Here is a 14,583-nt window from a genome sequence, read left to right on the forward strand (position 1 = left end):
ATTTCGATTATATAAATGAAAGCCTCGCAATTTGCGGGGTTTTTTTATATCCAGTCCCAAAGGATGATATTCCATTCGATTCCATCTTCTTGATATGTATCAATTATTTTAAATCCAATAGCGTGGTGTGCTTGCATAGAGCGAATGTTTATGGTGGCAACTTCAGTGATTAAATAATCAAATTGATGTTGTAATTCTTCTCTGTAAAAATGATAAAGCTCTCTGAATATTCCTTGTTTTCTATAGTTCTTATTTATACAAATTTGGCCCATTACAACATAGGTTTTGTCTTTAAGCAGTAATTCATCTATTCTCTCAAACATTGGAATAAGAACCGCGATTTCGTGCCTAAAATCGGGAAGCATTACTAAAGCGAAACCTATGACAGTATTATCATCTACAGCTATAATATGTGGGCAAGCAGAATTCATTTGATATAACAATGCAAGGGAATGTTGTACCGTAACAAATCCTTGTTGAAGTTTTTCTTCGGAAGTAATATTTTGGGAACTGTTTTGTAATTGAAGTGTTCTGATTTGTTCCAGTTCCTCTTGATTTGATGCTCTTTTATAACTTATAGTTTTCATTAGCCTTCAATGTTTCAAATTTAATTAATTTATTACTTTCATAAAATTATAAAATTCTAGAGGTTAACGAATAGTTTTCATTTGCTATTTTTGATTCGTTCCAAATTCATTTCAACATAATACTTTTTATTGTATTTTCCTGCAACAATAAGAGCTCCAGAAATAAGAATCAGATTTTTGATAATGTATTGTCCCGCTAAAGTAGGGCAGTATGGAAAAGCATCAAAACAGATGGTTTTTAGAATGAAAACAGGAAAAAATGTAGCTGCCATATGTAATAATAATAACGGAATAGTGTAAGGAATACATCTTGTTATAAGCAAACCAATACCTATAAGAACTTCGCAAACACCAAGGATTGGAATGAATATTTGCGGTTGAAACCAATGAACGGTTTGTTCTACTAATTCGTCGGCCGGGCTCATCCCGAAAATTTTTAATCCACCAAACCAAATATATACAATAGCCAGAGCAATGCGCATGATATTGATGCTGTGTTTCTCCATTTTGTGACTAAATCTAAAATAGAAGTCTTCAAATAGTGTTTTCATAGTATAGTAGTTTCAGTCTTTTATAAAAAAGCCTAACAGGTTTCCAACATCTGTTAGGCTTGAGCTGATAAAGAATTTTTAAACAAACCTTTAAACAAATTATCAACTTAATTGTTTTAAATTATTCTGCGCCATCAGTAATGGCTCTTGCTACAGCAAAACTCCCTACTTTTTCTCCTAGTTCAAGTCCTTTCTCACAATCGCTTCTGTAATGAATGCAACCAAACATTCTAGAATCCGAAGCTTCTTTTGCCATAGAGATAAAACTTTGTTTTTTTGCCGGAATTATATGTGATAAAACTACACATGCAGCACCGCTAAACGTGGAGTGTCCTGACACGTAGGAAGGGAAATTAGGTGTTCCTGTTAATGTTTTTATTGATGGATCAACTTGAGATGGTCTTGGGTTAAAGTAGGTATATTTTGCATCCCAACAGCTGATAGCCGCATCCATCATGGCAATATTTAGCAGCGCCAGATTTCTTGCCCATCGTACTTCACTATAATTTAGTTCTACAAACGACTCTGATGCAATTGCATTCCAGTGTCCGGGAGGTGTGTAAGTTCCTACGCCGTCAGCCCAAAAAGTAACAATTTGCATGTTCTTTCTAGTGGCATTTTTTCCATAGCTTTTTACTTCAGCTAATTCCTTTGCAAATTGTTGTGATTTTGTAGAAGGCGGTGGAACCGGACGACTGGCAACAACCATTTCTGGTGTCATTAAGAATGATTTTACTTTTCCAAACAATGGTAACATTGGAGGTCTTACAGGTACATCTAATGATTTCCAAGGAGTTTCTCCTGTGGCTGCAGTTTGTATTTCCAGTTGTGACCAAAGTGCTTGATTGCCAATAGCTGCTCCAGTTCCATCAGAAGCCGCTCTGGCGATAAATTTACCTGCAATTTTTCTTCCTAAAATGATTCCCGCATCAATATCACTCCTAACATTAGCGCCACTAATAATACGATATAATTTTTGTTCCTCTGCCTTTTCTTGTATGTAAGCAATTTCTGTTGGAAACAATAATTTTAATAATTCAACCGTAACGCCTGCTAAAACAGCATCTTCAGATGGATAAGAAGGTAAGGTGCTTTTTGGGATTAAAACGGGTAAAGCAGCATCAACTGTAAAAGGCGCAGCTCTATTATACAGTTTTTTATAATGCCAAGTTGCAATCATCGCATCGTATTGCGCCGCACTTACATAAGCATAAGCTCTGGCTGCGTATGGAGGATTTGAAAAAGGAAATTCAGGATTCGCAAATGGATTTGCTGCAGATGGTGCTGGATAAGTTCCGTCTTCATTTTGATATGGCGGACGATTGTGTCTAGCCACTAATGTTCGCATGATTTCATTCCAACGTAAAACACCTCCGGCACTCCAGTATTTTATTATTTTTTTTTGCTCGGGCGTTATACTCGCCTGATAACTTTTTATCTCGTTAATTTCTCTTGTAAATGCAGCTGCGGTAGTTGCTATTGGTGCATCCAAAGAAAATTCATTTGGTGTAGTCAATAAGAATGTTTTCCAAGTTCCAGCTAATTCATCAGTATTGTCTGGATTCAATTGAGGAAATTGTTCGTTGCGTTCTGTTAACTCGTCACTACAAGAATAGTTTAACGTAAGAAACAAAACCAAAAGACTATTATAGGCTATTTTTTGTATTTTATTTTTCATTTTCTTGTGCTGCTTTTTTTAAATTAAGGATATAAAATAAACCACCATAAAAGGTGTTTGATTGCCCTACATTTCGGCCTTCTGTAACAAAATTACATCCTCCAATAATAGATAATGCGGGTATTTTTTTGAGTGTGTATTTCGTATTCACACCTACTTTTAATGCATTCATCGTATTGCTTGGAAAGGGCATATTGTTTTTTGTAATGTCAAATCCTCCAGATTGTGTAACCCAGTTGTCAAGAACTGCTTCGGCTATTAATCTATTGGAACGATATCCTATTCTGTAGTTTACCGAAATAGCGTCTGGCATGTCAACTTCATTGGTATAATGTATTTCGTCTGTATAATAGGAATTTCGGTCAATGGTTATGTTGGCTCTTTTTATATACGCTCCAGATAGCGTGGTAAAAAAACGACCTCTTTGATAATCACCCATTAATCGTAAAGATGCAGTTTTGCTTTTTAGACCAAGACTCAAAGGTAAATAATCAGCTGAATAATTAGAAACTGGAGCCGAAAGTCCTCCTAAAGCATATAAAGAGTAGGTGGCTTTTCCAATTGTTTTTTCAAAAGGCATGTATTTTATCGTTAACGATAGATCTTGTAATCCTTTTTGACCTTCCATTGTTCCTGCAGAAGCTTTTGTTTCTACATAAGGAAGACTGAAAATAATATTCAATTTATCAGAAACACCATAGTTTCCCATTAGTGCAACTGATTTTGTGGAAACAGTTCCAAGATTGAGGTTTTCCCTTTTAAAAGTTCCTTCCCAATATTCGTCCCAGCTGCTATATTGGTATACAGCCCCAAAACAAAAATTGTTCTTGCTCATCATAATGCCATCAATCTCTGTTTGAGCATTCATAAATAAAGGTGCCAATAGCAGGCAACTCAAATAAAATTTTTTCATTAAAAATGGTTTTTTGGTTAGTGGTTTTGGTATTTTATTTTTTAAAAGTGTGTTGTTTCTATTATTGCTACTGCAGGGAATGTTAAAATCTAGTTGATATACCAATGTTAATGGTGTAATCAGCAAATGCCGCATCTCCTTGAACATGAGTTCCTGTTGTTACAGAATTTTCCTTGTCGGTTACACTTTGAGTACGGTTACGAACCACTGCAAAAGGTACCGATGCAAACAGAACAACTTTTTTATATTCATAATTTATGGAAGGTTCAACCGACCAGATATAACCTGGACGACGGAAATCTCCACTGCCACCCACAAGATCATTCACAGGAATCCCTTCTAATCTGGCACCTGCGGCTAGAGACAATCCTTTAATTTGATTCACTGAATAATTGAAACCCGCTCTAAACATATATTGATCCGGAACACTCATAATAGCTTCGTTAGCAAGTCGTGATGCTAATGTTTCACGATAGGTTCGAGTTCCGTTTTGTTCACGTGGATTTATCAAATAATAGAAATTACCGTAAACGCCAAAGTTTTCTATGAAGTTGTAGAATGTATTTACTTCAAATGTAAATCCCGTTCCGCCGTCTCCTAACTGGATGGATTGATCTACTGGTCGCAATTCTTTTGTTCCGTTTGGACCTACATTATAAAAATAATCTTTGTAGTTGTAATCACCAGTTGGTAATTTTATACCTAATCCTAGTTGTATGTTTCCATTGGTGCTTTTTGCGGGGTCTAACATCCATCTGTAAGCGGCGAATCTTATGTCGCCAATACCAAATGAACTTGTTGAATTTCGTTCTCTTTTTACGTAAGTCCCGTTTACCAATCCATGTTCGTACAATGAAGAACGAACGTTATTTGAAATAGGAAGATCGACCATAACAGACCAGCGGTTGTTTAATATTCGGGTGAGTGAAAGATTGAAAACGGATGTGTAATTGATGACTTCTGTTTTTTGAACTAGCCTGTCTTTGTTTTCCTCTGTTCCTGAAAAGTGTCTGAATGATCTAAAATAGCGTCCGCTGCTGGCAAATTGCCATCCAGAAACATTGGTGCTGTCTGCATGAATCGACATGCAACTTGTCGCGTTACCTTTAATAGCGACACAGCCTTGCGCAGCTATTTTTTGGGAGTTAAATGCAATTGTTACGAACAGGATAAATCTACAAACGGATTGTAAAGTGGATAAATTTTTCAAGTTTTTGGTTTTTTGAATGGTTAATGATTTAAAATAGGCCTATAACAACTTCTTCCAGAATGAAGTAATTGTTAAAAATTTAGATTGATAGGTAGTGTCGCTTTAAAACAAGATTTTCTGTTGGCTCTTGCCAAAGATTTACGTGTGATTTTACAAGGCAAAGTTGATGGGTGAAAGCTTTTCTTTGAAATAAAGAATGCTGTTCAGAAATCCAAATTTGAATTTTCCAATCCATTTAAATCACGATACTGAAAGCTAATTGTATAAAACAAACCAGAATAGAAATAAAATAAGCCTTTGAAAACATGAAAAATAAATGAATTCAGAAAATACAAAAGACTATTTTGTATTTATAACGGGCATAATTTCTAATAAAAGAGTGTAATAAATGTACAGATTTAGCTAAAAAATAATCGTGAATTATCTTGACTTTACAAATGCTAGATAAAAGCGAATGATTCCACTAAAATGAAAGAAGATTTAAACGAAATCTGGTGGTGAATACGATAAAGAAAGGTATCCAGAATCTATCGCTTGGTTTGGTGTAATGATAGATTCAGTTGAGTGTAGGACTGTTTTCAGAGAAAAATCTATGCAAACAGCATTATTTGGAATATAATCTTGAAGAAAAGACTTCATGAGTTTTTTTACAGGAGACTCTTTAGATGAAGATCCGTTGAATAGTTGATTGTCAACAATGTCTTTTAAATCCTGACTTATTGCATCTTGATGTGAATTGCGCAGGTAATATAAGCTAAGTATGTTGTTTTGAATTCTTTTCTTGAAAATGTGATAACTCTTGTTGTTGATAACCACATCTTCATTTACATACTCAAAGTCAGTATCTTCGATAAAGGAGTATAAAGTTGCATTTAATTGGATTACTTGAAACTCTGAATCGTGTCTTTTTTCCATAGAAGCTACCCATGCTTGCTCTTCTTGATAAGCAAACATCAGATAGTATCCCATCACGTTGTAGAACAACGTTACTATTAGAAAAAGTGATGCAATTCGTTTCATATTTGCCGAAAGTAGAAAACTATTTCATTGGTTAACATCTTCGATATTAATTTTAAGATTTTTTTAACATAATTTTATGAAGTTTCTAAATCGAAACCGTTTTCGGAAAAAATTACAAGTATTTTTTTAATTGCTTTAATTCAAATGTTAATTTGTAATAGAATTATTTATTCGGTGAGCAAGTTGAATATCGTTTTGAGGAAATGAGTTTTATTTATTTTTTAAAATTTGATAAAAAAACTAACAAACAGTTCCTAAAATTCTTAAACCAAAAAAGATGCTTATTTTTGTGGACTATGAAACATTTTGCAGAAAATTTATCCGCTAAACTTGAAATGCGTAAGCAGCATAATGCGTTGCGAAAATTATCTTTGTCAAGTAATATGATCGATTTTTCTTCCAATGATTACTTGGGTTTCTCACAATCAGAAATTATTTTTAAGGAAACGCATCAGCATTTAATTGCCAATGGAATCATTCAAAACGGAGCAACGGGTTCCCGATTATTATCTGGAAACCACAAAATGTATCAAGAAACTGAAGATTTTATTGCAAAGTTTCACAAATCGGAATCGGCTTTAATTTTCAATTCCGGTTACGATGCTAATCTTGGATTCTTTGGCTCGGTTCCACAAAAAGGGGATTTAATTTTATACGATGAATTGTGTCATGCTTCTATTCGGGACGGAATTCAACTTTCGAATGCCAAAGCCTATAAATTCAATCACAATGATTTTGAAGACTTAGAAAAGTTAATTTTACGGAATCCAAATACCAATATCTATATCGTAACTGAATCTGTTTTTTCTATGGATGGTGATTGTCCAAATCTAGAAGAATTGGTTTCGGTTTCAAATAAACACCAGTGTTATCTTGTTGTTGATGAAGCGCATGCTTTGGGAGTTTTTGGTTCAACAGGCGAAGGATTTGTTCAAATGCTGGGCTTGCAAGATCACGTTTTTGCCAGAATTATGACTTTTGGTAAAGGATTGGGATGTCATGGAGCCGCGATTTTGGGTTCGGTTGAATTAAGGGATTATTTAGTAAATTTTGCCCGAAGTTTTATTTATACTACAGGACTTTCACCACATTCTGTTGCCACGATTTTGATTGCGTATAACTATTTAGAAAAGGATTCGGATTCCATTTTAAAATTAAGAGAAAATATTATTTCTTTTAATCAGCAGAAGAATTTGTTGGGTTTGAAGCCGCTTTTTGTCCGAAGCAAATCGGCTATTCAATCTGCCATTATTCCAGGAAATGAAAAAGTAAAAACTATTGCGAATCAACTGCAGGAAAAAGGATTTGATGTGAAAGCGATACTTTCTCCAACTGTTCCAGAAGGCCAGGAAAGACTGCGTTTTTGTTTGCACAGTTATAATTCGCAAGAGGAAATCTCGGAAGTCTTGCGATTGTTGAGTACTTTTGTTTTTATGGAACGCGGATAATACGGATTTAACTGATTAACACGGATTTTATATTTAAAACACATACAATGGGTGATTTATTGCATAAAAATTTGAGCGACACTATTTTGAAAATCTATTTTGAAGTTTACAACGAACTTGGATATGGGTTTCTTGAAAAAGTGTATCAAAACGCCATGTATTTGGAATTAAAATCCCAAGGGTATAAAAGTAGAAGCTCAAAAACAAATTAAAGTGTATTACAAAAGTCAATTGGTAGGTGATTATTTTGCGGACTTATTGATTGAAGATGCTATTATTCTTGAACTTAAGGCCTGTGGATGTTTGTTAGACGAGCATAAAGCCCAACTTTTGAATTATCTTAAGGCAACTGATGTAGAAATTGGCTTGTTATTGAACTTTGGAACAACTCCAGAATTTAAAAGGTCTATTTATACCAACGATAGAAAAAAACTAAAATAAATTTTAAAAAAATCCGTGATAATCAGTCAAATCTGTGTCATCCGTGTGCTAAACTTATGAAACTATTTGTAACAGGAATTGGAACCGACGTAGGTAAAACCATCGCGTCAGCCATTATAACAGAAGCTTTAGAAGCTGATTATTGGAAGCCTGTTCAAGCAGGCGATTTACAAAACTCCGACAGTCATAAAATTAAATCATTTTTGTCCAATGAAAAAACAGTGATTCATCCCAATAGCTATGCTTTGAGCACACCGGCGAGTCCACATCTCGCTGCTGAATTGGACGGAATTGTGATTGATTTAAAGAAAATTATTGAACCCAAAACAGAAAATCATTTGGTTGTTGAAGGAGCGGGAGGTGTTTTCGTACCATTAAATGATACTGATTGCGTGATTGATTTAATCCAAAATGAATATAAAGTGATTGTGGTTTCCCGACACTACTTGGGAAGTATCAATCATACGTTATTGACGATTGAAGCCTTGCAAAACAGAAAAATAGTAGTTGCAGGGATTGTTTTCTCCGGAGATGAAAATAAAGCGCCAGAGAAAATAATTTTAAATAAAACTGGTATCAAATGTATTGGAAGAATAGAACAAGAACCCTATTTTGACCAAAATGTAATTAAAGAATACGCTGATTTGTTTCGGGAACAGTTACTGACTTTATAAAAAATAAGAATCAAGAGTAAAGAATCAAGACTTGTTTTTTATGTTTTTCTCGCTTCTTGTAGCTTGCTTATTTTATCTTTGCAAAATGAATTTAACAGAAAGAGACCGCCAATATCTTTGGCATCCGTATACCCAACACAAAACTGCAGCGTTACCAATTGCCATTAAAAAAGGGAAAGGCGCTTTGCTTTGGGACGAAAATAATAAGGAATATATTGATGCAATCGCTTCTTGGTGGGTGAATCCTTATGGGCATTCCAATACGTTTATAGCCGATGCGATTTACAAACAACTCACTACATTAGAGCACGTTCTTTTTGGTGGTTTTACGCATGAACCCGCTATTTTGGTAGCAGAGAAATTGATGGAAATTTTACCAAAAAACCAACAAAAAATATTTTTTTCAGATAATGGCTCTACGGCTGTTGAAGTCGCGATTAAAGTGGCGTTACAGTATTTTTTCAATAAAGGAGAAAAGAGAACTACGATAATTGCTTTCGAAAATGCATTTCACGGGGACACTTTTGGCGCTATGGCAGCAAGTGGAATCTCGTTTTTTATAGAAGCTTTTCAGGGAATGTTTATTGATGTGGTTCGGATTCCAGTTCCGGTTAAAGGACAGGAGCAGGAAAGTTATGATGCGTTACAATCAGTTATAGAAAACAACAATTGTGCGGGTTTTATTTTTGAGCCATTGGTTCAAGGAGCCGCAGGAATGGTGATGTACGAACCGGAATCGTTAGATAAATTAATGCGAATTTGTCAGGAGAATAATGTCCTAACCATTGCGGATGAAGTAATGACAGGCTTTGGGAAAACCGGAAAAACGTTTGCAACGGATTATTTGGTGGAAGAACCAGATATGATGTGTCTGTCCAAAGCGTTGACTGGAGGAACTATTCCTATGGCGATTACGACTTTTACTCAGGATTTATTTGATGCTTTTTATGATGACGATATCAATAAAGCCTTGTTTCATGGACACACCTTTACAGCAAATCCAACAGGTTGTGCGGCAGCTTTGGCCAGTTTAGAATTGTTGCAAACCAATGAAATACAGGCGAATATAATTCGTGTTAATCAAAATCATTTGGATTTTCAGGAGCGAATTAAAAATCACCCAAAAGTTATTACAACACGAGTGTTGGGAGTCATTTTTGCATTAGAAATAAAAACAGAAAGTTCAGCCAGTTACTATGGAACATTACGTAATAAACTCTATGATTTTTTTATCGAAAACGGAGTGATTTTGCGTCCGGTAGGTAACATTGTCTACATTTTGCCACCTTACATTATTAGGGATGAGCAGTTACAAAAAGTATATGACGTAGTCGAAAATGCTTTAGAAATAGTTTAAATTCGCATACGTTTTTTCACAGAAATTCAGAGAAAAAAACGAAGATCAACAACGGTTTTTGTTTGTTAATCTTCGTGTAATAAAATTAAATATCTTGTCAACAATAATCTCCATAACCGCCATAGCTTCCATTTCACCGTTGGGTGCTGACTCAAAAATAATTTGGGAAAATTATCTTAATGAAAATCATTGTTTTACGGAACATGTTTTAGACGATAAGAAAACTTTCGTTGCTAAGTTGGACAATGATTCAAAAGAAGTTGTGGATACTTTACGAGAGTCAGATAACAAATATAAGTCTTTAGATAAGTCAGTTTTGTATGCTATGGCAGCTTCGCGGAAAGCGATGCAAAATGCGTGTTGGACACAAAACGATATTTTTGGGATTAACATTGGTTCGTCTCGTGGTGCAACAGATTTATTTGAAAAACACTATCAGGAGTATTTAAAAACTGGAAAAGCACAAACTTTAGCTTCACCGACGACGACTTTGGGAAATATTTCTTCTTGGGTTGCCCATGATTTACAAAGTTCCGGTCCTGAAATCTCACATTCTATAACTTGTTCTACTGCTTTGCATGCCGTGTTGAACGGTGTGGCGTGGCTTCGAGCTGGAATGGCGGATAAGTTTTTAGTTGGTGGTAGCGAAGCGCCTTTAACTGATTTTACGATTGCCCAAATGCGGGCTTTGAAAATTTATTCGAACAGTACAGAAGAATATCCGAATCGCGCACTTGATTTGAAAAAAAAGCAAAACACCATGATTCTTGGTGAAGGTGCCGGTGTGTGTTGTCTCGAAATAGGGAAAAAAGAAAACGCATTAGCTTACATTGAAGGAATTGGTTATGCTACAGAGATATTGGAACATAATATTTCTATTTCGGCGGAAGCTACTTGTTTCCAAAAATCAATGAAAATGGCGCTGCAAAACACTAATTTGTCCGAGGTTGATGTCATTGTCATGCATGCTCCGGGAACCATAAAAGGCGATTTGACGGAATATAAAGCGATAGAAAAAATCTTTGGCGAAAGCCTGCCTTTATTGACTACCAATAAATGGAAAATTGGACACACTTTTGGCGCATCGGGAATATTGAGTATGGAACTCGCTATACTGATGATGCAACACAATAGATTTATCGGAGTTCCTTTCGCGGAAGCACAAAAACAAACAAAACCGATTAAAAAAGTATTGATTAATGCCGTTGGTTTTGGTGGAAACGCAGTGAGTATTTTACTTCAAAAAGCATAAAAAAACCCAACAAATCAAATAGATAGTTGGGCTTGATTGTGGTTAAAATTTGGAGTATTATAGTAGCATTTTTTTTGTAATTTCTAGTCCGTCTTCTGTTTTTATCTTAATGATAACAAGCTGTTTTTGAGTTTGGATCCCATTTGTTGTGTGTTCCAAAGTGTTAATGTTGTTTTTTTGATAAATCGATCTACCCAATACATCATAAATTGTAACGTTTTGAATGGTTTTGTCGTCTGAAACAAGTTGAACTTGATTCCCTTTTTTAAACACTACTATTCCGTTTTGGACTAATTCAGGATTTTCTACCCCTAAGGTTTTGTCCTTGAATTTTAATTCAAAACGATCATTGAAAGTTCCTTTTTCAGTTGTAAAAGTATAGCGCTCTTGTTTTAAATTTATAGTAACATCAGTTTTTTTATCATATAAGAATACGTCTTGATTGTTGAAGAAACCATCAAAACTGTCAATCCCTATCGAGAATTTTCTGCCAATAGTGTTTTCAAATCCAAGAGGAATGCTGTCTTCTTCGTCAAATGGTAGTGCTCGTCCTTGGATAGACAAATTTTCCTCACCTAAAACGGAGTACATTGAAACAAAATTATCTGAAGAAAACGTTTTTCCGTCATAACCGCTGTCGTATTCATTCGTTGCCCCGGTAATGTAACCCAAAAGCATTTCGGAGTATGCACCTTGCTCGTTGGTAATATTTATCCAAACTCTGTTTTTTTCAATAGCACTGCTTGAGGAGCTTTTATTGGTTTTTGTTTTAAAGAATTGTGTATTACCACTTTCTCCTTTGACTCTCATGCTGTTGTTGAAAACAAGTTTTTTTGTGGTCGGAGCAGTTGCTTTAATCTCTGCAAAAAAACCTTGTCCAGAAGCTATATTTCCTTGTGGTCTGTTGTTATTGTTATCTCTTTTTCCTGAAAGTGCCGGACTGGTAGTTACGGTGCTTCCCGTTAAATTGTAAGAAGCATAATCGTCACCAGAATACGCATAAACACCGGAACCCGGATTGGGAGTATTTGCCGCTATGGCTGTGTTGTGTGTCCAGAAATATAGTGTCCCTTCCAAAACATCTTTGTTGTTTGCATTTGTAAGAAATGCATCTGCATCTAAAGCGCTCGGATAAGGATTTCCAATAAGTCCTAACGTCCCTCTTTCTGCTGTAGCAATTGGAAGTTCAATTAAACCTGTGAAAGGAACGCCGGTAAAAGTTGTAGATACAATTTGTGTTGTCAAATCGTTTTCAGGAGCTCGGGCAATATATCCTTTTCCGGGAGCCATTATGGTATTCTCTGATTCGAACTGCCAGTTGTCAACAGCATCATTAAAAGAATAATAGAGATAAGATTCTTTAAAATTGGACAGTTTAATACCAGCAACTGGTGAAGACCAATACGTGTAATCGTATTGCTTCATAAGCGAGGAATTTCTAATTACGGTTGCATTTCCAATACTCTTTGCTTCATCATCATTTTGAACCAAACTACCATTATTCTCAATAATTAAATTTCCAATAATAGAAATGTCATTTTGTACCTCTACAAATTTCCCAGAAGTTATAGTGAGCGTTTTTCCAGTGTTTATTACCAGTTCACAAGTGGTAATATTTCCATGATTCTGAGTGATGTATGTTCCGTTTATTATTGCTTTTATGGAAATTGTAGGTGTTCCGTTTGACCAATTAGTACCATTCCAGGTGGATGATGTTTTACATTTGTTATATTCATCGGCGCCCATATCTGGAGCGGTTATGCTTCTGGATTCTTCGTCAATATCAGTAGGAATTAACGCTAGTGGAGTTCCTTTGTCATCAAATGATTCGTTGGTTCCGCTTAAATGTAAATCGGAAATCGATACAAATGTTGGAATCACATTAATTGAGTTTCGGTCTTTTGTGGTTGCCGTTTGCCAATTTGCTAATGTTGTTCTGTTGCCGCCCAAAAAACCGATATGTCTTGCAGAATAGTAATCATTGTAATCAATATTCGAAAATGATGAAGCAGAAACATTTGAATAAACGGCATAAGGGGTTCCAGTAGTGCTTGTGTTTCCAAAAATGTTGTTTATAATGTCGAGTTCTGTTCCTGCATTTATATTCAATGCTGCAGAGATATTGTTTTGGTTTCCATTCAAGACTACTGAATTATGATACAATTTTATATTTCTACCAGATTGTATCTGTATTCCTGAAGCACCATTTGTAGTTGTTCCGGTAGTTGTTATGTCGCTAATAAAGTTATTGGCAACAAGGATGTTTGCGGAGGTATTCGAACTCATTTCTAAACTTACTGTTCTGATAATACCGAATCCTGTATTTTTTACATTTGTTATTTTATTTTCAGAAATAACACCATTTGTATGTGTTCCACTTAGTAAGATTGCATATTGAATGATATGATTTGTAGTTAAGCGTACATCCGAGATTGAATTTCTTTTCATACTATAATTACTTCCGTTTTCAATTGTAATTCCGCTGATAAACGGATTAGCAGTATTGTCGTTAAAAACTCCATTGATAATATTGTCACTTATATTAAAATCTTCAGTGTTAAACATATAAATTGGTAAGGACGGTTTTTCTACGTTATTTGTACTTCCGAAGATATTTGAATCCAAAGTCGTTTTACTTGTTTTTAATGTAGCGCTGCTGTTGATATAAACCCCTTGACGAACATTTATGAATTCATTATTTGTAATGGTGGTTCCTGAATTGTTTGATAATGCTCTATTTACACCCAAACTATTGTTTCCGCCCAAGCTATTGTTTCCCGAATATATTCCCGAGAGTTGTCTGGCAGGCTGGTTTTTATTGTTCGTTTTTAGGATTGTGTTTTTTATATTAATATTCGTAGCTCCTTTAGTTCCATTACTGGCAACCCAAAGGACTGTTCTTTCGATATAATCTATTGCGTCATTATTGTTTATGGTGAGATTTCGAGTTGTTCCCGTTGCATTGTTCCCGTTGATACTAATGTTATCAGCTCCGTTAAATTCAATTACTGCAGGAACTCCAGTAAATCCATTTATATTTGTGGCTGTAATGCTTACTGTTTTTCCAGTGTTGGGTTTGATAGTCAATGTGTTTGCTGTACTTGAGCCACTGAATTGAGTAATTATTATAGGGAATCGTTCTCCTGTGGCATTGCTGTAAGTAGCGTCGTCAAGCAAAAAGACGACTGGTCCGGATACTCCCACACTGTTTATTCTGGCCACTGCATTTGTCAATGTGTTAAACGGAGCTGCATTTGATGCTCTAATGATATAATTACCAGATAATGCTTGCGAAAATCCTATAAAAGGCAATAGTAAAAGTAATAGTAAAATTTTTTTCATAGACAATTTTTTTAATTATTCCAGATGTGATTTATTTTCGAATAAATCACTGCAATTTCAATTACGTAATTGAATTGTATTTGGATTGAATAAATTTAAAATATTGGCAA

At 35.1% G+C, this 14,583-nt stretch carries 13 protein-coding genes; 6 read left to right on the forward strand and 7 right to left on the reverse strand.

All coding sequences use genetic code 11. The annotated features are described in order from the left end of the window. Window positions 1–44: 44 nt before the first annotated feature. From IWX80_RS06350 to IWX80_RS06375, 6 genes are all read right to left on the reverse strand, one after another. On the reverse strand, window positions 45–587 hold the full coding sequence (locus IWX80_RS06350) for a GNAT family N-acetyltransferase (protein WP_196852648.1): 543 nt from the start codon (window positions 585–587) through the stop codon (window positions 45–47). A 77-nt stretch (window positions 588–664) separates the two neighbouring features. After that, complete coding sequence (locus tag IWX80_RS06355; protein ID WP_196852649.1) at window positions 665–1,138, reverse strand: DoxX family membrane protein; 474 nt, start codon at window positions 1,136–1,138, stop codon at window positions 665–667. A 121-nt stretch (window positions 1,139–1,259) separates the two neighbouring features. Continuing rightward, window positions 1,260–2,816, reverse strand: coding sequence for a phosphatase PAP2 family protein (locus IWX80_RS06360; protein WP_196852651.1), 1,557 nt, complete (start codon window positions 2,814–2,816; stop codon window positions 1,260–1,262). Continuing rightward, window positions 2,806–3,729 carry a hypothetical protein gene (locus tag IWX80_RS06365; RefSeq protein ID WP_196852653.1) on the reverse strand — a complete coding sequence of 308 codons (924 nt, stop codon included), beginning with the start codon at window positions 3,727–3,729 and terminating at the stop codon, window positions 2,806–2,808. Before IWX80_RS06365 ends, IWX80_RS06360 begins: the two co-directional genes overlap by 11 nt. 82 nt (window positions 3,730–3,811) lie before the next feature. Continuing rightward, window positions 3,812–4,939, reverse strand: a complete 1,128-nt coding sequence (locus tag IWX80_RS06370) for a hypothetical protein (protein ID WP_334682248.1) — start codon at window positions 4,937–4,939, stop codon at window positions 3,812–3,814. Window positions 4,940–5,419: 480 nt separating this feature from the next. After that, on the reverse strand, window positions 5,420–5,959 hold the full coding sequence (locus IWX80_RS06375; protein WP_196852654.1) for a hypothetical protein: 540 nt from the start codon (window positions 5,957–5,959) through the stop codon (window positions 5,420–5,422). Between the two features lie 296 nt (window positions 5,960–6,255). Here IWX80_RS06375 and IWX80_RS06380 point away from each other — a divergent pair, with 296 nt between their 5' ends. The 6 genes from IWX80_RS06380 (at window position 6,256) to IWX80_RS06400 (ending at window position 11,131) form a co-directional block, all read left to right on the forward strand. Then, entirely contained in the window at window positions 6,256–7,407 is a 1,152-nt protein-coding gene (locus tag IWX80_RS06380; RefSeq protein ID WP_196852655.1) for an aminotransferase class I/II-fold pyridoxal phosphate-dependent enzyme, read from the forward strand. Window positions 7,408–7,454: 47 nt separating this feature from the next. After that, window positions 7,455–7,619, forward strand: coding sequence for a GxxExxY protein (locus IWX80_RS16955; RefSeq protein ID WP_334682249.1), 165 nt, complete (start codon window positions 7,455–7,457; stop codon window positions 7,617–7,619). A gap of 1 nt (window position 7,620) precedes the next feature. Then, window positions 7,621–7,848, forward strand: a complete 228-nt coding sequence (locus IWX80_RS16960; protein ID WP_334682250.1) for a GxxExxY protein — start codon at window positions 7,621–7,623, stop codon at window positions 7,846–7,848. Window positions 7,849–7,904: 56 nt separating this feature from the next. Then, window positions 7,905–8,522, forward strand: coding sequence for a dethiobiotin synthase (gene bioD, locus IWX80_RS06390; protein WP_196852656.1), 618 nt, complete (start codon window positions 7,905–7,907; stop codon window positions 8,520–8,522). Between the two features lie 85 nt (window positions 8,523–8,607). Further along, on the forward strand, window positions 8,608–9,879 hold the full coding sequence (gene bioA / locus IWX80_RS06395; RefSeq protein WP_196852657.1) for an adenosylmethionine--8-amino-7-oxononanoate transaminase: 1,272 nt from the start codon (window positions 8,608–8,610) through the stop codon (window positions 9,877–9,879). Between the two features lie 94 nt (window positions 9,880–9,973). Beyond that, the gene (locus tag IWX80_RS06400) at window positions 9,974–11,131 is read left to right on the forward strand and encodes a beta-ketoacyl synthase N-terminal-like domain-containing protein (RefSeq protein ID WP_196852658.1); all 1,158 of its coding nucleotides are present in this window, start codon (window positions 9,974–9,976) and stop codon (window positions 11,129–11,131) included. A 57-nt stretch (window positions 11,132–11,188) separates the two neighbouring features. On the opposite strand, the gene IWX80_RS06405 is transcribed toward IWX80_RS06400, so the two are convergent. Beyond that, window positions 11,189–14,473 carry a T9SS sorting signal type C domain-containing protein gene (locus tag IWX80_RS06405; RefSeq protein ID WP_196852659.1) on the reverse strand — a complete coding sequence of 1,095 codons (3,285 nt, stop codon included), beginning with the start codon at window positions 14,471–14,473 and terminating at the stop codon, window positions 11,189–11,191. Between the last annotated feature and the right edge of the window lie 110 nt (window positions 14,474–14,583).

The organism is Flavobacterium sp. CAN_S2 (assembly GCF_015752255.1).
Lineage (GTDB): Bacteria > Bacteroidota > Bacteroidia > Flavobacteriales > Flavobacteriaceae > Flavobacterium.

Bases quoted from the DNA above. Each gene is read 5' to 3' on its own strand.
- bioD (WP_196852656.1), top strand. From the start codon at position 7,905: ATGAAACTATTTGTAACAGGAATTGGAACCGACGTAGGTAAAACCATC.
- IWX80_RS06375 (WP_196852654.1), bottom strand. From the start codon at position 5,959: ATGAAACGAATTGCATCACTTTTTCTAATAGTAACGTTGTTCTACAAC.
- bioA (WP_196852657.1), top strand. From the start codon at position 8,608: ATGAATTTAACAGAAAGAGACCGCCAATATCTTTGGCATCCGTATACC.
- IWX80_RS06365 (WP_196852653.1), bottom strand. From the start codon at position 3,729: ATGAAAAAATTTTATTTGAGTTGCCTGCTATTGGCACCTTTATTTATG.
- IWX80_RS06355 (WP_196852649.1), bottom strand. From the start codon at position 1,138: ATGAAAACACTATTTGAAGACTTCTATTTTAGATTTAGTCACAAAATG.
- IWX80_RS16955 (WP_334682249.1), top strand. From the start codon at position 7,455: ATGGGTGATTTATTGCATAAAAATTTGAGCGACACTATTTTGAAAATC.
- IWX80_RS06405 (WP_196852659.1), bottom strand. From the start codon at position 14,473: ATGAAAAAAATTTTACTATTACTTTTACTATTGCCTTTTATAGGATTT.
- IWX80_RS06360 (WP_196852651.1), bottom strand. From the start codon at position 2,816: ATGAAAAATAAAATACAAAAAATAGCCTATAATAGTCTTTTGGTTTTG.
- IWX80_RS06380 (WP_196852655.1), top strand. From the start codon at position 6,256: ATGAAACATTTTGCAGAAAATTTATCCGCTAAACTTGAAATGCGTAAG.
- IWX80_RS06350 (WP_196852648.1), bottom strand. From the start codon at position 587: ATGAAAACTATAAGTTATAAAAGAGCATCAAATCAAGAGGAACTGGAA.